We start from the raw sequence: 21,889 nt of genomic DNA on the forward strand, positions 1-21,889 counted from the left end.
GCCATGACGCTTTTGCAAACGCCCTCTTTCACCCTGCACGGCAAACGCGCGCTGGTGACCGGCGGGTCAAGAGGGATTGGCTTCGCTGCCGCCGTCGCCCTCGCACAGGCAGGGTCAGAGGTCTGGATTGCCGCCCGGGGCCGCGAGGCGCTTGCGCATGCCGCAGGTCTGGCAGCGGAACACAGCCTCGCATTCCACCCGCTGGAACTGGATATTACCGACGCTCAGGAGGTGGAGCGTGTGCTGGCGACGTTGCCCACGCCCGACATTCTGGTGAACAGTGCCGGGCTGGCCCGCCACCAGCCGTTTCTTGAGGTGAACGAGGACAATTTCGATGCGGTGATGACGCTTAACCTGCGCGCCACCTTTTTTGTCAGCCAGCGCGTGGCGCGCAGAATGCGGGCGGGCGGTAAGGGAGGAGCGATTATTCACATCTCATCGCAAATGGGACACGTTGGCGGCCCCGAGCGTAGCGTGTACTGCGCTTCCAAATTCGCGCTTGAAGGGTTAACCCGAACGATGGCGCTGGAGCTGGGCGATGCGGGGATCCGCGTCAATACGCTGTGCCCGACCTTCATTGAAACCGACCTGACGCGTTCGTCACTCGCCGACCCGGCATTTCGCCGCTATGTGCTGGACAACATCAAACTGCGCCGGCCAGGCAGGCTGGAGGACATTATGGGGCCGGTAGTGTTCCTCGCCTCTGAGGCCGCCGGGCTGATCACCGGCAGCGCCCTGATGGTTGACGGCGGCTGGACGGCTACGTGAGGGATGCAATGGAATATCCGCTTCTGGACAATACCGATCTACCGCTGGTGCTGCTTGGTGGCACCCTGTGTAACGCCCGGCTCTGGCAGCCCCTTATTGAAAGGCTGAACATCTCAGCGGTGCTGTGCATCACGCTGACGGGCGCAGAGTCCGCGCCGCAGGCGTCACGGCGGTTATTAAAGGTTCTGCCGCCGCGCTTTCTGCTGGCGGGCTTTTCGCTCGGCGCGATTGTCGCGCTGCAAATGGCCGCCGACGCGCCAGAAAGAGTGAACGGGCTGACGCTGATTTCCGTTAATCCGTTGCCCGTTGCGCCAGACACCCTCGCTTCACGCCGGGAAGCGGTACACACCGCACAGGCGCGGGGCCTGGCCGACTGGCTGGTCTCCTCGCTGTGGCAGAGCTATGTCACCCCGTCACGTCTGTCCGATCGGATCCTGCAAGAGACTATTTGCCGAATGGCGCAAGAGTGCGGCATTGAGACCTTTGCCGGGCAAACTGAAATGGCCATTCACCGGCAGGACAACCGGACTGCGTTTAACGCCCTCGACTGCCCCACATTACTTCTAAACGGCGCGCAGGACGTTATCTGCACGCCTCATCATCATCAACTACTGGCAGCAGGCAATGCGAACGTGACCAGGCATACGGTGGAGGCTGGCGGGCATTTTATTCCGCTGGAAACCCCGGATGAGATCGCGCCGCTGCTGCGTCAGTGGATAACGGAGTGCATACAGTGCGCAAAAACAGTTTAAAGACCGCATTTCTGGAAAATACCCCGATCGTTAACGGCTGGCTGGCAATCCCCTCCGGGTATAGCGCGGAAATTATGGGCCATCAGGGTTACGACGCCGTCACCGTCGATTTGCAGCACGGCATGATTGATTTTGCCAGCGCGTTGTCGATGCTACAGGCGCTATCGGCCACGCCTGCCGTGCCGCTGGTGCGGGTGGCAGATAACGATCCGGCGCAAATCATGCGCGTATTAGACGCAGGAGCCTACGGCGTAATCTGCCCGATGATCTCCAGCGCGGAACAGGCTCGCCGTTTTGTCGCGGCCTGTCGCTATCCACCGCTGGGGGTTCGCTCCTTTGGTCCGGCCAGAGGTCTACTCTATGGCGGCAGCGATTATCCACAGCACGCCAACGACGAGATCCTGACGCTGGCAATGATCGAAACCCGCCAAGGGCTGGCGGATCTTGACGCCATCCTTGATACCGAAGGGCTGGACGGTGTGTTTATTGGCCCCAACGATCTCTCGCTGACGCTGACCGGCAGTGCCAGCGCCGAATCCCAACATCCCGAAATGCTTGCTGCTATTGAGCGGGTGATTCACTGCTGCCGCCAGCAGCAAAAGATTGCCGGTATTTTCTGCACTTCCGGTGCGGCCGCGGCAGCGCGTATTGCTCAGGGTTTCCAGTTTGTTACCCCTGCAAACGACGTTATGCAGCTGGGTCGCGCCTCACGTGAAGCCATTGCCCTCGCCCGCGGCAACGCCATCCCTACCACCGGTGCATCCGGTTATTAAAAGGAGAAATGATGAAAACTATCCATCTTACCCAGAGCCAGGCACGAACACGGTTAATCGCCCCCGACGATATGGTCTCCTGCAATCTTGCTTTTATTGATTGCAAGCTGCCCGGCTCGCATCTCAAACAAAACTATTCCTTCATCGGCCCGGGTGTAACCCAGTCCAGCGAGCAGGTCGTCAATATTCCCGAGCCGCACGGCTTTAACATTGGCGCGGCGGCTATGCCAAAAGGGGTGACGAATAACCTGCATCTGCATTTCACCGCAGAAGTGTTCTTGATCCATGAAGGGACGTGGCGTTTTCGCTGGGGCGCCAACGGCGAGCATGAAGCTGAATTTAGCGCGCCCACCATCCTCTCAATACCGACCTGGATCTTCCGCGGTTTCACCAACGTCAGTAAAGAAGATACCTGCGGCATGGTATTTACCGTGCTCGGCGGGGACAACACGGGCGGCATCATCTGGCACCCGTCAGTGCTGGCGGCCGCCAGCGAATACGGTATGTATCTCAGCAAGGATAATATGCTGATTGCGCAGGAGCCAGGTGAACCAACGCCCGATCCCGCCGCGCTGCTGACGCCGCTGTCAGAGCAATATATTGCCGGTCTGCGTGACTACAGCGTTGAGGAGATGCGCCAGCGTGCGGTAACCGGCGATGACCGCCGCTGGTCAGCACAGGGACTGCTGGATTCGGTGCTGCCGGGACACGGCGGCGAAATTGCGCCGGTTATCGGTTTCGGCATTTCACAGGATCGGGATTCCGCTCCCGCTATCCTGAGCCCGCACGGTTTTTCCGTCGAATGGCTGCGTCTTGCTGACGACCACATTGTCGGTCGCCATCTCTGCCCGGATATTCAGGTGATCATGGTCTTTAAAGGCCAGCTGGAGGTGACCTGGAACGAGGCGGGTAAGGAAGTCAGCATTATCGCCCCGGAACGTTCGGTGATCTCCATTCCGGCAAACAGCTGGCGCCGCTACCGCGCGGTTGATGGCAATGTGGAGTTTATTCTGACGACCCGGGGCGATCAGCGTAAGCGCCTCTACTGGGACGAGGCGATCCTGCACGAGGCGAGAGAACACAATCGCTGTATCGATCCTGATGGCTACGTGGCGGATGCCGACATCCTGCCAGCTACGGCCCGTCGGGCCGGTGCGATACTGGCAAAATGGCAGGCGGAGGCCTGACTGGGCTTGTGCTCGTCATCACGATACTGGCGCAGATTGATCACTGCGCCATTGTGAATACCCACATACAGCCCTGATCGGACCTTCTTAAACGTCACAATTATCCGACCATCCTCTTCTCCAGAACGGTGATATTTTTCCCTGCAATATTTTCTACCGTGAAATTATCCACATACAACAAAATGAGTTTCAGTCCTCTGCCGCTTTCAGCCAAAAGAGAGGCATCGAACGTCGCGTCGTCACGCACCGCCGCGAGACGTTCAGCGGGAAATTTATCGCCATCGTCCGTAAAACGCAGCGCCGCGTCCGAGACGGTAACGATGAACTCCACGGTGAAGCAACGTTCCGGATCCTCATGTAGCGCATGACGAATAATGTTGGTAGCCGTTTCACAGGCGGCGAGATCGAGCGCAAAGCGCCAGTCATCGCTAACGGACAGCGAAGCCATCTGACGCTCAAGCCATGCCGCAAGCGGCGAGACGGAGGTTAACGTGGCGGGAAAAGTAATGTCGTTAGCCACAGTCAACTCACTGATATAGATGCGAAAGTGCCGTAGCGCGATCCGGGCAAATGCGAAATATGCGATCCATACGGGTCAGGGTGAACATGTTGCGTATACCGGGGTTCAGCGCACACAGCATCATTTCACCTTTACCGTTCATCATCTTCAGCAGGGAAACCAGTGCGCCAAGGCCGCTGCTGTCGATAAAATCGATTTTGCTGAAATCGACTATCAGGGCTTTACGATCCACCCCAATCTCCCGGGCAATAGTTTCCTTAAATACCGCCGCCACCGAGGCGTCCAGTCGGCGCACCGAAGGCGTCATAATGTTTACGTCGTCCAGTCGGTCTGTATCAATGTTCATCGTTTACTCCTGTACGCTCAATCACTAATAAGGAAACATCGTCTGCCATGGCCTGCTGTTCACGGCATTTTCCGCTGCGCCAGCGTATAAGATGCTGCGCAAACTGCGGTAAGAGCCGTTCCAGTGCGAGCGTGGCGTCATCCTGAAGCCGACGCTGCAAACGAGCCTGACCAAACTGTTCGTTGTCAGGATTTTCACACTCGGTGATGCCATCGCTAAACAGGCAGAGGCGCTCACCCGGCGCCAGCGAGAAGCTTACGTCTGACCAGCTGAGATCCGGCATCAATCCTACCGGCGCGCCGCCTTCACCGACCGTCCTGACCTCGCCGCCAGGGTTCACAATGAACGGCGTAGGATGCCCGGCCTGGCAAAGCTTGCCTTCACCTGTTGTCAGGTCGATAACACCGTAAATCATGGTGAAATAACTCATTATCTCAACCTCTTCGCTGCAAAAGCGACCATTCAGGATCCGAACGACTTCCGCAGGGGAGGCAACGTCGCTATCGTCCGCAAACAGAAAACGCTCTACCGCCCTGCCATGCAGAAACTGACGGGCCACGGCAAGTGACATCATCGCCGCACCAACGCCGTGCCCCGACACATCTACACAGTAGAATCCCAGGTGATTGTCCAGCGGGAAGACATTGAAAATATCGCCGGACACCCAGGCTGACGGCAAAAAAATCCAGTCTGCAAAGTAATCCCGGTAACGCAACTGATGCGCAGGCAGAACCGACTGCTGGATCCGCGCCGCCACTTCAAGGTCTTGCTCTATCTGCCTTAACGCCTCACTGAGGCGTGCATTACGCGTAGCAAGCGTGGCCTCAAGGGACAGAACCCGTGCCCCCGCGTGCAATCGCGCCCGCAGCTCACTCTGCTCGACCGGCTTGTTGAGAAAATCATCCGCACCGGCGTCAAACCCCACCGTCAGATCGCCCGGCTCTTCGCGTGCGGTAAGCAAAATTAAATAAACATAATGTCCGAACTGACGGCTGCGAACCTCCCGGCACAACGTCAGGCCATCCATTTCCGGCATATCCCAGTCGCTGATCACCAGGCTGACTGGCTGGTTTTCGAGGATCTCAAGCGCGGCAACGCCGTTCTCCGCCTCGTAGACGGTATACCCCCACTGCGTCAGCATGCGGCTAAGCAGGCGACGATAAACCAGTGAGTCTTCAACTATCAGGACGTGCTGTGACAACATACGCCCTCCTAAAGCGGTAAGAACCAGATGACGCTGACGGTGCCTTCCCGGAATTTACCGCTGCCGCTCTGGTGACCGGGGTAACGGGTGCCGGAGTAGTTAGCATACTGAACAGAGAATGAACCTGGCGTATAACCCGCATAGCCAAAACTATAGCTGTAGTCGCCGTTCCAGGGCTGTTGCTGGCTGCTGTCCGGAAACCAGAACGCCGTGGCGCGCACGAAGAAGTGCTGCTTAAAGGTATAACCACACCCGCCCAATACCACGTTCTTGTTTTTGCGGATATCGTTGCTGTCCAGATCGTAATAACGCGGAACCCAGCTGTAGCCCATCTGGCAAATGATAGAATCGCCTTTGTTAATCAGGAGCGTATTCTCTATCGGTTTCGGCAGTGAAAATTTATACGCCAGCGTCACGGCCCCCTGCTCAAAATAGGTGTGGCGACGGTTTCCTGACGTCCAGAAGCGGTTATCCCCGTAATTGCTGTACACCAGGCTGAAAGTGTTGGCATGCCAGTCATCATAGCCAAAACTGTAACGAAAATCGGCCGTGTAGCGGCTGGTGTCCGTCACCGGCAAACGCGATGTCACGTTCGCAAACCAGTAACTGTAGGGTGAGTATTGCAGGCTGAGATTAAGCGTCTGGTTGTATTTACGTTTCTGCTCTGCGGTGTCCGAGCTGTTAGGGATAGTCATCCACTGCTCTTTTAGTCCCGAACTAAAGCTCAGCGCGCCAGAGAAGACGTCTTCATTACCGGAGAACAGGCGACCCCAGCGGCTGGTGAACACGCCAGCCTGCACCGGCTCGCCGTTCTTGTCACGTAGTGAATCCGCATCGTCCTTCGGCGCCGACTCTGCGCCAGTGGCAACGCACAGCAGTGCGCAGGTCAGCAAAAATTTATCCCGCATCAGCCCTTCCTTAGTTAGGTATCCAGCGCGCGGCGACGTTATATTTCGCCATCAGCCACAGCACGCCCAGCGCCGCAGCGTGAATGAAGGTATTCACTATCCAGTCCTGGCGCCACAGATCGAACGTGACGAACTGGCTTACCAGAAATACGACGTAGACATGCAAAATAAAGGTATAAAGCGAATGTTGACCCAGCGGGATAAGAAACCAGCCTGCGAGGCGATACAGGGGCAGCCAGCGCCAGGTCAGCACCAAATAGACGGTCACCATCAGACAGATATCGTTAAGTACCCTGACGGGCCCAAGGCCATTTTTTGCCGCCCAGGTATGATAAAAAGCGTTGAAGTCCTCCGGCGAGAGGCTGTGCATTAGCAGTGCGGGCGGCATAAACGGGTTGGTATGGTTCTGGGCGATAAAGCCAAGAAGCAGCGCAATTATCACCAGCGCCACGAGCACGACCTTACCGGCGGGCGTACGGGCAAAAGAGATCAAATCCTCTTTGTACCAACCGCTGCACATACCCAGCACGAAAATAAACTGCCAGGCCAGCAGCGGAAACGCGAATTCAAACTGAGACGGCGTAGCGCGTACCGGCCACATCTGCCAGCCGCCGTAGACGAGCAACGATAAACCCAGCAGCCAGTAGACGTATCCTTTCTGGAGCATCCCCAAAAACAGGGGGCTTAACAGCAGAAGAAAAATATAGAGCCCAAGGATTTGCGTTTGATGAGGGCCAATTTGCAGGTAGAGGACAATGTTAAACCAGGTTTCTTTAATTTGCGGCGTCACCGGATACAGTGACCAGGTTGTACCTGAGTAACGATCGGTAAAATGGGTCACCTCAAAGACGTTAATAAACGGCAGATATCCTAACAGTAAAAATGAAAGAATAATGATGATATTTATCCGATATATTTTCCATGCACGCAGATAAAGCCCCCAGGATATAGTCAACAATACTGCTTTTTGCAATCTTACACGGTTTAACATTCCCAGCATAAATCCTGAAAGGATCACAAAACCCTCAGCGCCGGTGACCAGACCAAACCTTTCCCAGGTAAATATATTAAATATCGACATCACTTCCGTGTGCGCCACCACCATCATCACTAAGGCGATACCGCGCATAAAATCAATACGTAAATCACGTTTATCCGACGCGATGTAACGCCATGTCGTTGGTTTTTCAACGTCTTTATTTATAAGCACAGGCGCAATCTGGCTCATGGGGCGTCGCGTTCTCCATGCTAAAAAGTTTCTTGTATTTTATTTAGATAGCGTAAACAAAAGCATCTGGCAATTTTTGATAACGCTTCAAATATTATTAAGCGTAGTTAACAGTTATTTTAGCGCGTGTAAACAATCGAGTTTTAACCTCTCTGGAATTATTTCCTCCGCCATCTACACTTACTTTACTTTTTGTTTACGGACGTTATTTTCCGTTTTGCGCTCCCTGTCAGTAACGGGTCTGTAATTAATAACTATCGTGGAAACAGGATATCCTTCTCTATGGATTTTTATTTTACCCGTTTTGAACATCGCCAGCCGCCTGAACCGCTTAAGACACCGCGATGGGTCATGTTAACATGGCAGGTATTGGCGGTTGCCTCGCTGATTTTAGGCGCTAATTATATTTACTGGCGCTGGACAGCTTCCTTAAATACCGACGCGCTGTGGTATGCCATTCCATTAGTGCTGGCTGAAACCCTGGCCTGGATCGGCACAGTGCTATTCACCATAAACCTGTGGAAAGAAGACGATCCGCCGCAAAATCCGCCCCCGATTGAGATCAATGATTGCCTGCGCTCCGAAGACGCGGAAGCCTCAAGACCCATCAAGGTCGATCTTTTTATCGCAACCTATTCAGAAGATGTTGAGCTGGTCAGGCTTTCAATTCGGGACGCCATGAAGATGGATTACCCCGGCCCGCTGGACTACAAGGTGCACGTGCTCGATGATGGCCGGCGTCCGGAGATGAAAGCCGTCTGCGATCAGGAAGGCGCAAACTACATCTCCCGCCAGACCAATATTGGCTTTAAGGCCGGTAACTTGCGAAACGGACTTGAGCAAACCGACGGTGATTTCCTGATCATTTGCGATGCCGATACCCGGGTCTTCCCCACTCTGCTCAGCCACACGCTGGGCTACTTTCGTGACCCTGACGTGGCCTGGGTTCAGACACCGCAGTGGTTCTTCGACCTGCCGGAGGGGGAAAACCTCGCGCGCTGGCTTGGGCGAAAAGCAGGCAAAACGGGATACGGGCTAGGATGGCTCGCCCAGAAGTTCATCGGGCCAGTAACCATCGGCCGCGATCCCTTTTTTAACGATCCGCGCATGTTTTATGACGTCATTCTGCGACGGCGAAACTGGGCCAACGCCGCCTTCTGCTGCGGTGCGGCCTCTGTACACAGGCGCGAAGCGGTAATGCAGGCAGCGCTGCGCAGCTACGTCTGGACGATAGAAGAAGAGATCGATCGCCACACGCGGGACATTCGCGATCCCGTCATGCGTGAAACCCTTCAGGACGCCATGCGTCCCCACGTGGCCTTCGACACGGAACTCACGCCCTATAAATTTCACGTTTCAGAAGATATTTATACCTCCATCCTGCTCCACGGCGATGCCGCCCGCCGCTGGCGCTCGGTAATGCACCCGCGGATCGAATCGAAAATGCTCTCACCGCAGGATATGCTGACGTGGATGATCCAGCGCTTCAAATATGCCGCGGGTTCACTGGATATTCTGTTCCATGACAATATTTTCAGCCGCCGCCGTTTTAAGCTCTCTTTGCCGCAAACGCTGATGTACGCCACCACCTTCTGGTCCTATCTGGCCTGCGTGTGGAACACTGTTTTCCTGATATCGCCCATTGTTTACCTGTTTACCGGCATTCCGCCTGTATCAGCCTGGTCTGAACCCTTTTATCTTCATTTTTTGCCCTTTTTTATTGTTTCGGAGCTGGCGTTTATGTTCGGCACCTGGGGAATATCAGCCTGGGATGGCAGAGCATCGTATCTCTCATTCTTCTCCATGAATTTGCGCGCGCTCAACACAGTCCTGCGCGGAGAGCAGATCAAATTCCACGTTACCCCCAAAGAGAGGCAGACGGGACGGTTTCTATACCTGGTGAAACCGCAAATCGCCATCGTCGTGCTCACGCTGGCGGGGCTGATTTGGGGCGGTATTCAGGTTGCACGTGGGCAGGTTGACGATCCGTCCGGCTACGTTATCAATATCTTCTGGGGTGCAGTCAACATTGCCGCCATGCTGCCGCTGATCTTCGCCGCCATGTGGACCCCGGCTGAAGAAGAGGTGAGCGAATGAGAAAACGCGACGCACTTTTGTCAGCCCGCAGCTACCTCACCATTCTGCTCGGCTTTCTGCTGGGATTCGCTATTGTCGTCTGGGTTGAAAAACAGATGCCGACACGCGTTGAGAGCAGCGCAGGGATATCGCTGAGTAACGATTTCCCACCCTTGCCCGCTCCGCGTGAACTGACATTCGAAGAAGCCATCTGGGCGCGGGTGGCCTGGCAATATTATGTGAACAACACGCAGCCGAATGGCCTGGCCAACGCGCACGACGGCGAACCCTGGCTCAGCCTGTGGAGCACCGGCAGCTATCTTTTTGCGGTTGCAGCCGCCAGGCAGCTCAACGTTCTTACTTCCGAGGAGTTTGATGAACGCATCGCGGCCGCACTGGCGGCCCTCGCAAGCCTTCCACTCAATCCTCAGGGGCTGCCCGCCGCCTATTACCATGCCGACACACTTGAGACCCTGGGCAAACCGGACGCCTCGGCTATCGGCATGGGCCGCCTGCTTAACGCCCTGCAAACGCTGCTGTGGCGTTATCCTCAGCACGCTGGCGCCGTACGCAATCTGCTCGATCGCTGGAAGATGGGCGCCCTGATTGCCAATAACACCACCAGCCAGGCCGCGGTCCCGCTCCACCATTGGGCGCTGGCGACGGACGAGCCGAGAAACAGCTTCGGCTATCGTCTTTATGCAAGCCATACGCTTCGGCTGATCGACAGCGCGGCGGGACTGGCAGTGACGAATCCACCAGAAGGGCAGCAGATGATCGACATCGACGGAATAATGGTGCCCGACGAGGGGCTGCGTACGCCGTGGGGTCGCCAACCTTCGCTTATCAGCCTTCCCTATTTATTAACGGGGCTTGAGCTGGGTTTTGATGCGCAGAGCGCAGAAATCACATGGCGCATAATGCAGATCCAACAGCGTCGACATAGCCTTCGGGTCCGCAAGCCGCCGATCAGCACCGATTACGCCGAGCCCGCGCCGGATTACGTCAACGATCTGCCCAATCGCCAGCCGCTGCAAAATAGCGCTCTGCTTGACGCCACGCCGGAGCAAACGGCGATGACTTCGACCCGCACCGCCTTTGCCTGGTACGCCCTGTTCCGCAACGGCTGGAGCGAAGCACTGCGCCAGCAGGTGCAAAAGCTACAGGTACCAGGCAAGGGCTGGCAGCGCGGGCTTAACCTCAACAGCAGCGTGAACGAGATCGTTGATGCCGATACCAATGCGGTCGTCCTCGAAAGCCTGGCGTACATTGCCCACGGTCAGATGCTTTGTCTGGCCTGCCCTGGCCCCGCCACTCCCCAAACCTCTTCAGCAGGAGCGAAGCCATGAAGCTGAAATCAATACTCTTTTTTCCTCTTCTGGCCGGGCTTGTGGCGTGCTGGCTCTCACTCTCTGCGGCACAGGCAGCGGCTGGACTTCCCGCTTCTGATTACCCACCGCGTAGCGGCGAACTCACGCCTCGCGAGATGACTATTGCCAAAAACGCCTGGCAATATTTCGTTGCTAACTATCAGCCCACAACCGGCCTGGTAAATGCCGTTAATAAATACCCCTCAACCACTATGTGGGACAGCGCCTCTTATATGGCCGCGATGACGGCCGCAAGGGAGCTGGGGATTATTGATAAAGCTGAGTTCGATCGCAGAATGCTGAAATTACTCGCTACCCTGAACAAACTGGATTTATTCCGCAACGAACTGCCCAATAAAGCCTATAACACCATCACAGGTCAGAAGGTTAACTACCAGAACAAACCTGGCGAGATTGGCTTCTCGGCGCTGGACATCGGCAGGATGTTGATCTGGCTGAAGGTCATTAAGGAGCGCTATCCGGAATACGGCAACAGCATTGATAACGTGCTGCTGGGATGGAACTTCACCAACGTCATCAACCCCTGTGGAATGATGTACGGAGCCTACCTGGAAAATGGCCAGCCAAAGTACGTGCAGGAGGGGCGGCTGGGCTACGAAGAGTATGGTGCAGCGGGCTTTGCGCTGTGGGGTTTTGGCACCTGTCAGGCCAGCCAGCCTCAGCCCTACGAGCTGGCTGAGATCTACTGCGTAATGGTGCCTTATGACTCGCGCGATCCGCGCCTTACCAGCCAGCATAATTACGTCGTAACCGAATCCTATGTGCTTTACGGCCTCGAATTTGGTTTCGACAAACCGACGGACAGGGAAAACAGCCCGCGTGACTACACCCATCCGTGGATGAAAAACTTCGCCGACAGGGTTTACCAGGCTCAGGAGAATCGCTACGCCATCACCGGTATTTTATCTGCTCGCTCTGAGCATCAACTCGATCAGTCACCCTACTTCGTCTACGACACCGTCTTTAGCGACGGCTTCAACTGGAACACCATCACCGATAAAGGCGTGTACGTTCCCAATACGGCCGCCGTCTCTCTGAAAGCGGCGCTCGGGATGTGGGTTCTCTGGAATTCGCCTTATACCGACCGCCTGCTGGACGCCATTGAAAACGCCAACGAGGCGGGCAAAGGCTACTATGAAGGGCTGTACGAAAACGGCGACGGCCCCATCAAAGAATTCACGGCCAATAACAACGGCATCATGCTTGAAGCATTGCTGTTCAAAAAAGAGGGCAAGCTGTTGCAGTTCAACAGCGATAATCCCAAAGATCCCCACTTTGCCCCTTCCCTGTGGGAAAAAAAGCTGGTGGATCTCTTTGAGCCTAATAATGCCTCGCGCAACCGTCCATTCCTGAACAGTACGCCCGCAGTGAAGACATGGTGTGAACAAACCGGGACCACTCTGCGCACCAAACCCGCTTGCCAGGCCTGTCAATGTGCTACCTGTAATACGGACGAGCCTGTGAAACTGCCGCCGGTGACCGCACAATGCTTAAGACCTTAGCCCGCTGGCTGGCTGCCGCCGTCCTCATTCTTATTATCGCCTTCGCCCTGTTCAGCTGCGAAAGCGCAGGGTGGCGCTGGCTGACCAAAGGCGGCTGGCACACCACCGCTCGCATCAGTAGCCTGACTCCACAGGAGCGGGAGTGGGCGGGTATCGCCTGGCGCTATTTTGAGAATAACACACAGCCTCAGACAGGGCTGGTCAACGGTAGCGATAAACAGCCACGCGTTACGCTGTGGCAAATGGGCGATACGCTTATCGCCCTGCTGGCAGCTCGCGAGCTGGGTCTGATCCAGGCGGCCGAGTTTGATGCACGGCTGACGCGCCTGCTCGGAACACTCAATCGCCTGACGCTGACCGAAACCCGCACGCCAGGCAGACTCTATTCCAGCCGTACGGCCACGCCCATCGATTTCACAGGAAAACCGGCGCAGCGCGGATGGTCGGCGAAAGATATGGCGCGGCTGATGCTGGCCCTGCGTCTCACTGCCGAGCGAGCACCTGAGTACCGCGAATATCTGGAAAAAATCATCCTGCGCTGGAATTTTTGTCCGGTGGTGGATAAAGACGGGGAGCTGTGGTCTGCGTCCGAGCAGAACGAACAGCTGTTGGTACGCGACGAACTGCGGCTGGGTGAAAGCGAATATGCCGCCAGCGCGTTTCGGCTGTGGGGATTCCCGGCGGGCAAGGCATTTTCCCCGCCTTCCCAGAACGTCATCATGTACCAGCGCAGCCTCGCCGTTGACGCGCGCGATCCAAGAACAACCTGGCAGCCATCGCTGCTCTCCACCCTCCCCGCGATGCTCCCGGGTCTGGAGTTTGGCTGGCAGGCTCCCGGAGTGGCCGTCGATATTCAAAAAAGGCTGCGCGCCCGGGGCGAAGGAGTATGGCTCAGCCAAAAAACGCGCTGGGAGCACGACGGCATACTCACCGCACGCGCCGATTTTTACCTCTCTCAGGCGCCATGGCACGTCGAGGACACCGTCTGGGGAAATGGTTACGCCTGGAATACGTTGGGCGATGACGGTAAAAGCTATCCCCGGCTGGCACAGGTGACCACCAAAGCGGTCTTCATGCTCTGGACGCTGTGGGAAAACGAATATACCGATGCCCTGATGGCTATAACCCGACACCTGAATAACCCGCAACAGGGCTGGTTTGAGGGCCGCGTTGAGGCCACCGGCGATATCAACCCGACGCTAACCCTCTCGACGAACGCCATGGTGCTGGAAGCGCTGCTGTACAAACACAACGCCGGACCGCTGTTTGAAAACGGCCTTGTGAAGAATGATGGCTATTTTGCCCGCCGCACGTCGGATCCTTTCAATCCGCCCGGCCTCTGTCTGCCCGGCGAACGTGCCTTGAGGGCCGCACCATGAAATTTTATCGCGATCTCTTTGACGCCAGCCTGAACCGCGTCCTGCCGGAAAATGATAAACGGCACTTTTTTGAAACGTTCTGGGAAACGTTTGTCCATATGTCACCGGAGACAGAACAGCACTTTGCCCGGGACCAGGGCGGAGATGGCCAGCAGACGATCTTCAAGAGCTTTTTCGCCATGCTTGCCGTTGACGGTGCGCTGTTTGTACCCGATTTTCTGGAACGCCTGGCGCGGGAGCAGAGTGATGAAGGACTAGGCCTGCCACCGCGATTTTTCGGCCTCTGGCGGGAGGCAATGCTCAGGACCGTGCGCGCCTGCGATCCACTTTGCGATGAAGAGATCCTCACAGCCTGGGCGATGGCAATTGCCCCCGGGCTGGAGTATCTGCGCCGCCAGGCGGAGCTGCACTATAAGGCCAGAGGTGAGTAACCATGCGAGCCACATCCCGTTTCGATCTCAACGCGCTGCCTGTGGGGGTGATGATTTACGATCCCGCCGAGCATCTGCTGGCCTGGAATGACCAGATATCGCGCTTTTACCCGGTGATCGCCCCCTGGCTGATCGCCGGCGCTTCCCTCGAGAGCCTGGCGGAGAAATTTATTGATGCGGGTTATAACATCGACTCCACCCGCCGCCGGACCCTGCGTGAAGCGATCGTTCGCAACTGCCGTCAGTCAAGCCATCGAGAGGTGCGGCAGTCGGGAAACCGGCGGCTCTACGTGCAGCATCAGCGTCTCGCCGATGGCGGCATTCTCAGCCTGCATACCGATATTACCGAGCTTGACGACGCCCAGCGCTCGCGCCAGCAGCTGCACGATGATTTTTTACTGACCGCAGAGTCCATTCAGATCGGCATCTGGAACTGGCAGGTCTCTCACGACAGCCTGGAGGTGAACGATACGTTGCTGGCGATGGTGGGTCAGTCACGTACGCAGCTGCACTACCCGCTGCGCTTTTTACTGAATCTGGTCCATGAAGAGGATCGTGCCGTCCTGCGCAACGCGATGATCGCCTCCAGGCAGGAGCACATGCCGGTGTTTGAAAGTGAGATTCGCGTGCAACACGCGACGCAGGGCTGGCGCTGGATGCTGGTTTCGGGACAGGTGGTCACCCTCAGTATGCAGCAGCAGGCCGAACGGGTGATCGGCACCCTACAGGACATCACCCGCCGCAAGGAGGCCGAGTTGTTAGCCATTGAAGCGGCGAAAGTGGCCCGGGAGGCCAACGAGGCGAAGAGTGCATTTCTCGCCAACATGAGCCACGAAATTCGCACCCCGATGAACGGCATTCTGGGCATGACTCAGCTCTGCCTCGATACACAGCTCACCCCCGAACAGCGTGAATATCTTTCTCTGGTGATGAGTTCAGCGCAGTCACTACTGCATATCATCAATGACATTCTCGATTTCTCACGCATTGAGTCAGGTAAGATGACCGTCGATACAGAGCCGCTGGAAATCCGCCCCTTTGTGCAGTCGCTCATCCGCCCGCATATGCCCTCCGCCAGCGAAAAAGGCATTGAACTGCTGGTGGATATCGCTCCGGGGGTGCCGGAAGTGCTCATCGTTGATGGTCCCCGACTACGTCAAATTCTGACTAATCTCCTGGGCAACGCGCTGAAGTTCACCCATCACGGTGAGGTTATGCTGGCAATAGAGCCTACAGAAAGTGAAGGGCACTGGCGTTTTCGCATACGCGACAGCGGCATTGGCATCCCGATGGAGAAACAAAAAGCCATTTTCGAGGCGTTCAGCCAGGCCGATAGCTCTACCACCCGCCGCTACGGCGGTACTGGCCTCGGACTGACCATTTCTGCCCGCCTGGTAAGTCTTATGGGCGGAGAGCTAACGGTTCAGAGCGAGCCGGGTGAAGGCAGCGAATTTGCTTTTACGTTGCCACTGGAAGGTCAGTTGGCTGTCTCAGCAACCGATGCTCCTGTAGCACGCTTTAACGGCGAATCGGTACTGGTGGTAGACGACAACAGTACCAACCTGCGGCTGCTGGACACCATGCTTCGCCAGATGGGTCTGACACCGACCTGTGTTAACAACGCCGGGGAAGCGTTAAGCCTGACCGCAAAAAGGGGATACTGGCCGCTGATCCTGCTGGATGCCCAGATGCCGGATATGGACGGTGTATCGCTGGCCATTGAGCTCTCTGTTATGCCGCAGGCCGAGCAAAGCCACATCATTATGCTCAGTTCCATGAGCCGCCATTTCGATGCCAATATGCTCAAGCGCATCGGGGTTGCCCACTATTTGCATAAGCCGGTTGCCCAACGTGAACTCTATCAAACCATAGCCAGCGTCCTGGCACCCGCTCCCCTTACCTCTCCCGCGGCTGTGCCCGCTTCTGCGCCCGTTACTGCGCCCGTTACTGCGCCCGTTACTGCGCAGGCCAGTCTGCGTATCCTGCTGGCCGAGGACAACCTGGTGAATCAGAAAGTCGCCAGACGCCTGCTGGAGCAGCTCGGCCACCGTTGCGAAGTGGTATCCAATGGCCGGGAGGCCCTCGAACGCTGGCGTGAACAGTCCTGGGATTTGATGTTGGTTGACTTGCAAATGCCAGAAATGGACGGTGAAACGGCCATTCGCCTGCTTCGTGAGGAGACACTGACGCGGGGGCGTAGCCACCAGCCCGCCATCGCGATGACCGCCCATGCCATGCAGGGTGACAAGGCGCGCTGTCTGGCAATGGGCTTCGACGGCTATATTGCCAAGCCGGTAAGTCAGGAGGCGCTCAGGGAGGAGATAGCCCATGTTCTCGCCGGAGAAGATAAGGGTCTGCCGGATGAGGCACAGCTGTTAAAACAGTGCGCGGACGATCCTGAACTGGTTAATGAATTGCTGGCGCTGTTCGGCAAAGGTCTTGACGAGGCGGTGGCAGCCATGGCGCTGAACATTGCGCATAATGACCGCGATGCCCTACGGCGGGCCGCTCATAAGCTTCGCGGCGAAGCCGTCACCCTCGGTTTCATTCGTCTTTCAGAAGTGCTCCAGCAATTGGAGAGTCAGGCGGTCTCGCTGAACCAGACGGGGCTGAGCGTTTTACATGGCGAGCTTATCGAGGAGGCCAGACGCTCTGCGGCCTGGCTGCGCCGCAGAGCACAGGAGGTTAAAGATGATCAGGCTTCTTCTGCTGCTGGCAATTAGCCCTCTGCTGGCCCAGGCCAGCCAGCCCGTCACCTGGTCACTGGCCGGAATGTGGCGCGTGCATGACGCCAACCTCAGCACCTTTGATGGCGCCAGCGCGCCTGACCGCGACTGGCGATCGATTGCGGTTCCGGCCAACTGGTACAGCGCCGGATACGATCATCAGGGTGCCCTCTGGTATCGGCACGAATTTACCCTGCCCAGGCGCGCGCCCGATACCATGGCCACCCTGGTCTTTGATGGCGTGGACTATTTTGCCGACGTCACGCTCAACGGCAGGCATCTTGCCCATCACGAGGGGTATTTTCAGCGCTTCTCGGTAGACATAAGCGATGCTTTGCAGCGACACAATAAGCTCGCCGTGCGGGTGGACAGTCCCTGGGAAGATCCGAAAACAATCTGGCCGCTGCATAAAACGATGGTTAAAGGCGTACTTAACCAGCACGATACCCGCCCTGGCGGGGCCTGGTCAGAGGACGGCCAGGATGCCAACTCCGGGGGGATCTGGTCGCCGGTAAAGCTACATTTGAGCCGCGGAGTGACCATCGACGAGGTAATACTGCGTCCGGACTGGCGTGAAGGGCTGAGCAAACCAGCGCTGCACGCCGAGATCCGCTACCGGGCGTTGTCTGCCGGTGACGTAACTTTGCGCCTGTCGGCCACGCCAGACAATTTTACGGGCCCGCCTGTAAAGCAGGAATTCCCTGTAAACCTTGCGAGAACGGACGGAAAGCCGCAATCGCTTCGCGTCACGCTGCCAATGCAAGGCGCCAGGCTCTGGTGGCCAGTGGGCTATGGCAGGCCAAACCTGTACCGAGTGCGCGCAACCCTGACGGATAAGCAAGGAGTGATGGATACCGCAGTTGCCCGTACCGGGTTACGCAAGATAGTGAAGCAGCCTGACAACAAGGGCTGGCTCTTTAATGACAAACGCCTGTTTATCAAAGGGAGTAATTACATCGGCTCCCCGTGGCTTAGCACCATGACACGCAAAAAATATCGCCGCGATTTCAGGCTGGTGCAGGCAATGAACGCCAACGCGATACGCGTTCACTCGCATGTGGCAGGCCGGGCACTTTACGATGTGGCTGACGAAATGGGGCTGATGATCTGGCAGGATGTCCCCCTGCAATGGGGTTACAATAACAGCGACGCCTTCGCGGATAATGCCGCGCGACAGACCCGCGAGATGGTTGAACAGTTTGGTAATTCCCCGGCCATTATCGTCTGGGGCGGTCATAACGAGCCGCCATGGAATTCACCGTGGATGGAAAAACGCTTTCCCGACTGGAATAAAAACCTGAACCAGACGCTGACGAAACGCGTCGGAGACGCGCTTTCGCAAGATACCTCGCGCATAGTGCATCGTTTTTCTGCGGTGGAAGAACACTACTGGGCCGGATGGTACTTTGGCACCATGCGCGATCTTCTTGGCCCCGCCAAAACCGCGATCATCACGGAGTTTGGCGCTCAGGCGCTACCGCGACTCTCAACCCTGAAAACCATCATTCCCGCCCGCCTGATGTGGCCGAAAAGCACCGCCGCCGACGATCCCGGCTGGACGCACTGGAAATACCATAACTTCCAGCCCTTCCAGACCTTTAGATTTGCCAATATTCCGCGGGGCAATACCATTCAGGAGATGATTGCCAACACCCAGCGTTACCAGGCAGAGCTGGTGGCAATGGCGGCAGAGAGCTATCGTCGGCAGCGCTACCAGCCGGTAACTGCCCTCTTCCACTTTATGTTTGTAGAAACCTGGCCCTCCATCAACTGGGGCGTCGTGGATTATCTGCGTAAGCCGAAAGCGGGCTACTACGCCCTGCAAAAAGCCTATCAGCCCATTCTGCCGTCGATTGAACCCGTGACGGCGGTGTGGCGTCAGGGAAGCGAAGCAACGGTTCGCCTGTGGGCGATCAATGACACCTGGTCCGCCTGTGAGGCGTGTCGTCTGAAGTGGCAGGTGAAGCAAAATGGTCGGGTGCTGGCTAAAGGCAATACAAGCCTCACGCTTCCCCCCGATTCGGGCAGCAGGATCAAGGACATCACCGTCACACCGACCACCAGGCATAACGTTACCATTGAGTATGAGATTTCGGATCGCGCCGGTAACACCGTGGGTTCCAACCAGCGCAATGAGAGAGTGGAAAGCCCTCCTGAGCAATGAATGCTGGCTACCCAACGATGCTATTGATACCCGGCATGTCAGCCTTTCAGCGTGTTAACGAACCAGCATCTGGCCTGGCCGGGCGCATGTTCTTCCAGGTGCACTGCCCGCATGGAAAAACCGGTCCCGACGTCGGGCTGCATCTGCACGTTCAGCGTAACCCGTTTTCCCGCTGCGAAAGTTTCCTCGACCATTGGCAGCGGCATATAACCCCCCCGTCCGTGGAGCTGGCGCCTCAGTTCAACATTCGCGTCACCTCGCTTCAGCCGGGTGCCGTTGAAAGTGAATTATTCGAGCATATCAGTGACAAAAATTATCGTGCACCGATGGAACAGTTGAAGGAGAAGATGACGTTCCTGAAAGCCGATGATGTCGCCGACTCGATTCCTTACGTGTTGCAGGCACCGGAACATGTGAACGTGGCAGAGCTGTTTATTATGCCGCCCGAACAGCCGTGGTAAGAGAGTGAAGCGGTTCAGGCTGATGCCTGACCCGCTACGTTAGTTTGCGGAGGCCGTAGGTCTGATGGTGATTTCGGTGGTATCGACACTCTCAGGCGCCTCGATGATGTGGCGCACGGCGCGAGCGATATCAGCTGGTTTGAGAGCAATAGCCCGGTACGCATCCATCACCGCCATGGTTTCTTTGTGCGTAATGGTCGAGGCCAGTTCGCTTTCCACCACTCCGGGGTTGACGCAGGTCACGCGGATGTTTGAACTTTCCTGACGCAAACCATCGGAAATGGCCCGGACCGCAAATTTGGTCGCGCAATAGACGGCGGCCATGGGCACGACGGACAAGGCACCGATCGAGCCAATATTAATGATCTGCCCCGAGTTCTGGGCTTCCATAATCGGCAGAACCGCGCCAATTCCCCACAGTACCCCCTTAATATTCACGTCAATGGTGCGTTCCCACTCATCCTGCTTGCCAGCCGAAAGCGGAGACAGAGGCATAATGCCCGCATTGTTAATAAGAACGTCAATGCGGCCCCACTTTTCCCGTGCTGCCTCAACGAAGGCGGCCATAGACTGGCGGCTGGTAACGTCTAATACCTGAGCCTCTGCCTCTCCTCCTGCGCTGCGGATTTCATCAGCCAGGGCGTGGATGCGCTCCAGCCTGCGTGCCCCCAGGAAAACTTTTGCGCCTGCCTTTCCCAGCTCTCTGGCAATACCTTCTCCAATACCGCTGGAGGCACCGGTAATTAAGATCACTTTGTTCATGTTTTGCTCCTTCAGTTGAGTTCAAAGCAATCATAGAGTCTCAACATTGTTTCTTGTATCCTGCCTTTACTGGACTCACTGGTTAGCAATGTTAAACAATGAAAATTGATCTTAATTTGTTACCGCTTTTTCTGGCGGTCGCCGAGGAGCGCAGCTTCAGCGCGGCCGCCGGGCGGCTGGGCATCACCCGTTCCGCTGTCAGCCAGGGGATAAGACGTCTCGAAGATGGGTTTCAGACCCTGCTGGTGATGCGCACCACGCGCTCGGTAAGGCTCACCGAAGCGGGTGAACGGTTGCATAAATCGTTGCTGGGGCCCATCGCCAACATTGAGGCGGCCTTTGACGATGTCACCTCGGACAGCATGCCGCGCGGACAGCTCAGGATCGCTGTCACCTCAATAGCGGAAGCGTTTCTTTCTGGCCCACTGCTCGCCTCGTTTGCGGCAGCGCATCCTGCGGTATCGCTTGATGTCTTCGTGTCAGATGAGGAATTCGATATCGTGGCAGCGGGCTATGACGCTGGGGTGAGACTGGGCGAAGTTATCGAAAAAGACATGATCGCGATTCCCCTTACGGGCCAGCAGCGTGAACGGGTGGTGGCTTCACCTTCCTATCTGGCGACACACAGCGCACCGGCGCATCCCCGTGAGCTGGTCGCTCATCGGTGTATCGGCTGGCGCCCTTCCCCGGACGTTGCCCCCTATCGCTGGGAGTTTGAGGAAGCAGGCGTCCCTTTCGATGTGGCAATTGAACCACAAATCACCACTAACGATCTGCGTCTTATGCTCAGCCTCGCGCTGGCCGGCGGTGGTATAACCTTTGCCACCGAGGACACCTTCACACCGTACATTGAATCAGGACAGCTGGTTTCCTTACTGGATGCGTTTCTTCCATCTTTTCCTGGTTTTTATCTCTATTTTCCCCAGCGCCACAATATGGCCCCCAAGCTCAGAGCCCTGATCGAGCACATCCGCCAGTGGCGACAGCTCCCCGCCACGCAACCCACACAGCGTTGAATGGTTCCAACCCTGAATGCAGATTTTCCTCAATCTGCTGCGTCCCTTTGATGAGCATCAACGACAGCACGTCATTACCATGGAAAATGACAACGGACACGATGGGCAGGACTTCACACAAGGATGGAACCTTAAAAATGTACAGACCAATAGTTGTTATCCTCTTTATTCTTTTGACATTAGCCGCCCTCGTGGAAATCGGCTTAATTTCTTTAGGCTAATACCGATTGCCTCTGAAAGGCCACGCTTGCGGCCTTTTATTTATTAAACATGAGAAGAAATCACGTTATTTTTG

General features: G+C 56.4%; 19 protein-coding genes. 13 read left to right on the plus strand and 6 right to left on the minus strand.

Going from position 1 to position 21,889, the window contains the following annotated elements; all coding sequences use genetic code 11:
* Positions 1–3 precede the first annotated feature (3 nt).
* The 4 genes from L384_RS20435 to L384_RS20420 are packed head-to-tail and all read left to right on the plus strand — an operon-like array spanning position 4 to position 3,480.
* Entirely contained in the window at positions 4–768 is a 765-nt protein-coding gene (locus tag L384_RS20435; protein WP_023323628.1) for an SDR family NAD(P)-dependent oxidoreductase, read from the plus strand.
* Between the two features lie 8 nt (positions 769–776).
* Positions 777–1,520, plus strand: a complete 744-nt coding sequence (locus L384_RS20430) for an alpha/beta fold hydrolase (protein ID WP_023323629.1) — start codon at positions 777–779, stop codon at positions 1,518–1,520.
* Positions 1,502–2,293: an HpcH/HpaI aldolase family protein gene (locus L384_RS20425; protein ID WP_022651683.1), complete on the plus strand. Its 792-nt coding sequence runs from the start codon at positions 1,502–1,504 to the stop codon at positions 2,291–2,293. The genes L384_RS20430 and L384_RS20425 overlap by 19 nt, the downstream gene beginning before the upstream one ends.
* 11 nt (positions 2,294–2,304) lie before the next feature.
* On the plus strand, positions 2,305–3,480 hold the full coding sequence (locus tag L384_RS20420) for a cupin domain-containing protein (RefSeq protein WP_023323630.1): 1,176 nt from the start codon (positions 2,305–2,307) through the stop codon (positions 3,478–3,480).
* A 100-nt stretch (positions 3,481–3,580) separates the two neighbouring features.
* Here the strand turns inward: L384_RS20420 and L384_RS20415 are convergent, their stop codons facing one another.
* The 5 genes from L384_RS20415 to opgC are packed head-to-tail and all read right to left on the minus strand — an operon-like array spanning position 3,581 to position 7,686.
* Positions 3,581–4,000: an ATP-binding protein gene (locus L384_RS20415; protein ID WP_022651685.1), complete on the minus strand. Its 420-nt coding sequence runs from the start codon at positions 3,998–4,000 to the stop codon at positions 3,581–3,583.
* Positions 4,001–4,007: 7 nt separating this feature from the next.
* The gene (locus tag L384_RS20410) at positions 4,008–4,346 is read right to left on the minus strand and encodes an STAS domain-containing protein (RefSeq protein ID WP_023323631.1); all 339 of its coding nucleotides are present in this window, start codon (positions 4,344–4,346) and stop codon (positions 4,008–4,010) included.
* On the minus strand, positions 4,336–5,550 hold the full coding sequence (locus tag L384_RS20405; protein ID WP_023323632.1) for a PP2C family protein-serine/threonine phosphatase: 1,215 nt from the start codon (positions 5,548–5,550) through the stop codon (positions 4,336–4,338). The genes L384_RS20410 and L384_RS20405 overlap by 11 nt, the downstream gene beginning before the upstream one ends.
* Positions 5,551–5,558: 8 nt before the next feature.
* Positions 5,559–6,458, minus strand: coding sequence for a hypothetical protein (locus tag L384_RS20400; protein WP_003862255.1), 900 nt, complete (start codon positions 6,456–6,458; stop codon positions 5,559–5,561).
* A gap of 10 nt (positions 6,459–6,468) precedes the next feature.
* Entirely contained in the window at positions 6,469–7,686 is a 1,218-nt protein-coding gene (gene opgC, locus L384_RS20395) for an OpgC domain-containing protein (RefSeq protein ID WP_023323633.1), read from the minus strand.
* A gap of 282 nt (positions 7,687–7,968) precedes the next feature.
* Between opgC and L384_RS20390 the strand changes: the two genes are divergently transcribed.
* The 8 genes from L384_RS20390 to L384_RS22745 are packed head-to-tail and all read left to right on the plus strand — an operon-like array spanning position 7,969 to position 19,816.
* Positions 7,969–9,783, plus strand: a complete 1,815-nt coding sequence (locus L384_RS20390) for a glycosyltransferase family 2 protein (RefSeq protein WP_023323634.1) — start codon at positions 7,969–7,971, stop codon at positions 9,781–9,783.
* Positions 9,780–11,111, plus strand: coding sequence for a DUF3131 domain-containing protein (locus L384_RS20385; RefSeq protein WP_003862249.1), 1,332 nt, complete (start codon positions 9,780–9,782; stop codon positions 11,109–11,111). The genes L384_RS20390 and L384_RS20385 overlap by 4 nt, the downstream gene beginning before the upstream one ends.
* The gene (locus L384_RS20380) at positions 11,108–12,655 is read left to right on the plus strand and encodes a DUF3131 domain-containing protein (protein ID WP_023323635.1); all 1,548 of its coding nucleotides are present in this window, start codon (positions 11,108–11,110) and stop codon (positions 12,653–12,655) included. The genes L384_RS20385 and L384_RS20380 overlap by 4 nt, the downstream gene beginning before the upstream one ends.
* Positions 12,640–14,034, plus strand: a complete 1,395-nt coding sequence (locus L384_RS20375) for a DUF3131 domain-containing protein (RefSeq protein ID WP_023323636.1) — start codon at positions 12,640–12,642, stop codon at positions 14,032–14,034. Before L384_RS20380 ends, L384_RS20375 begins: the two co-directional genes overlap by 16 nt.
* Positions 14,031–14,465 carry a globin family protein gene (locus L384_RS20370; protein ID WP_022651691.1) on the plus strand — a complete coding sequence of 145 codons (435 nt, stop codon included), beginning with the start codon at positions 14,031–14,033 and terminating at the stop codon, positions 14,463–14,465. Before L384_RS20375 ends, L384_RS20370 begins: the two co-directional genes overlap by 4 nt.
* A 2-nt stretch (positions 14,466–14,467) precedes the next feature.
* Positions 14,468–17,188, plus strand: coding sequence for a hybrid sensor histidine kinase/response regulator (locus L384_RS20365; RefSeq protein WP_023323637.1), 2,721 nt, complete (start codon positions 14,468–14,470; stop codon positions 17,186–17,188).
* Positions 17,157–19,355: a glycoside hydrolase family 2 protein gene (locus L384_RS20360; protein ID WP_023323638.1), complete on the plus strand. Its 2,199-nt coding sequence runs from the start codon at positions 17,157–17,159 to the stop codon at positions 19,353–19,355. Before L384_RS20365 ends, L384_RS20360 begins: the two co-directional genes overlap by 32 nt.
* Positions 19,356–19,390: 35 nt before the next feature.
* Positions 19,391–19,816 carry an SDR family oxidoreductase gene (locus L384_RS22745; protein WP_050583628.1) on the plus strand — a complete coding sequence of 142 codons (426 nt, stop codon included), beginning with the start codon at positions 19,391–19,393 and terminating at the stop codon, positions 19,814–19,816.
* A 39-nt stretch (positions 19,817–19,855) separates the two neighbouring features.
* Here the strand turns inward: L384_RS22745 and L384_RS20355 are convergent, their stop codons facing one another.
* The gene (locus tag L384_RS20355; RefSeq protein ID WP_023323640.1) at positions 19,856–20,578 is read right to left on the minus strand and encodes an SDR family oxidoreductase; all 723 of its coding nucleotides are present in this window, start codon (positions 20,576–20,578) and stop codon (positions 19,856–19,858) included.
* A 98-nt stretch (positions 20,579–20,676) separates the two neighbouring features.
* Between L384_RS20355 and L384_RS20350 the strand changes: the two genes are divergently transcribed.
* Positions 20,677–21,594 (plus strand): LysR family transcriptional regulator, encoded by a 918-nt coding sequence (locus L384_RS20350; RefSeq protein WP_023323641.1) that lies wholly within the window; start codon positions 20,677–20,679, stop codon positions 21,592–21,594.
* Positions 21,595–21,889: the final 295 nt, after the last annotated feature.

This window comes from Enterobacter sp. MGH 38 (genome assembly GCF_000492855.1).
GTDB lineage: Bacteria > Pseudomonadota > Gammaproteobacteria > Enterobacterales > Enterobacteriaceae > Enterobacter > Enterobacter hormaechei_C.

What these genes read in the sequence shown, in the direction of transcription:
- L384_RS20365 (WP_023323637.1), top strand. Translation starts at nt 14,468, where the DNA reads ATGCGAGCCACATCCCGTTTCGATCTCAACGCGCTGCCTGTGGGGGTG.
- L384_RS20420 (WP_023323630.1), top strand. Translation starts at nt 2,305, where the DNA reads ATGAAAACTATCCATCTTACCCAGAGCCAGGCACGAACACGGTTAATC.
- L384_RS20360 (WP_023323638.1), top strand. Translation starts at nt 17,157, where the DNA reads ATGATCAGGCTTCTTCTGCTGCTGGCAATTAGCCCTCTGCTGGCCCAG.
- L384_RS20385 (WP_003862249.1), top strand. Translation starts at nt 9,780, where the DNA reads ATGAGAAAACGCGACGCACTTTTGTCAGCCCGCAGCTACCTCACCATT.
- L384_RS20435 (WP_023323628.1), top strand. Translation starts at nt 4, where the DNA reads ATGACGCTTTTGCAAACGCCCTCTTTCACCCTGCACGGCAAACGCGCG.
- opgC (WP_023323633.1), bottom strand. Translation starts at nt 7,686, where the DNA reads ATGAGCCAGATTGCGCCTGTGCTTATAAATAAAGACGTTGAAAAACCA.
- L384_RS20375 (WP_023323636.1), top strand. Translation starts at nt 12,640, where the DNA reads ATGCTTAAGACCTTAGCCCGCTGGCTGGCTGCCGCCGTCCTCATTCTT.
- L384_RS20380 (WP_023323635.1), top strand. Translation starts at nt 11,108, where the DNA reads ATGAAGCTGAAATCAATACTCTTTTTTCCTCTTCTGGCCGGGCTTGTG.
- L384_RS20405 (WP_023323632.1), bottom strand. Translation starts at nt 5,550, where the DNA reads ATGTTGTCACAGCACGTCCTGATAGTTGAAGACTCACTGGTTTATCGT.
- L384_RS22745 (WP_050583628.1), top strand. Translation starts at nt 19,391, where the DNA reads ATGTCAGCCTTTCAGCGTGTTAACGAACCAGCATCTGGCCTGGCCGGG.
- L384_RS20350 (WP_023323641.1), top strand. Translation starts at nt 20,677, where the DNA reads ATGAAAATTGATCTTAATTTGTTACCGCTTTTTCTGGCGGTCGCCGAG.
- L384_RS20400 (WP_003862255.1), bottom strand. Translation starts at nt 6,458, where the DNA reads ATGCGGGATAAATTTTTGCTGACCTGCGCACTGCTGTGCGTTGCCACT.
- L384_RS20390 (WP_023323634.1), top strand. Translation starts at nt 7,969, where the DNA reads ATGGATTTTTATTTTACCCGTTTTGAACATCGCCAGCCGCCTGAACCG.
- L384_RS20410 (WP_023323631.1), bottom strand. Translation starts at nt 4,346, where the DNA reads ATGAACATTGATACAGACCGACTGGACGACGTAAACATTATGACGCCT.
- L384_RS20355 (WP_023323640.1), bottom strand. Translation starts at nt 20,578, where the DNA reads ATGAACAAAGTGATCTTAATTACCGGTGCCTCCAGCGGTATTGGAGAA.
- L384_RS20370 (WP_022651691.1), top strand. Translation starts at nt 14,031, where the DNA reads ATGAAATTTTATCGCGATCTCTTTGACGCCAGCCTGAACCGCGTCCTG.
- L384_RS20430 (WP_023323629.1), top strand. Translation starts at nt 777, where the DNA reads ATGGAATATCCGCTTCTGGACAATACCGATCTACCGCTGGTGCTGCTT.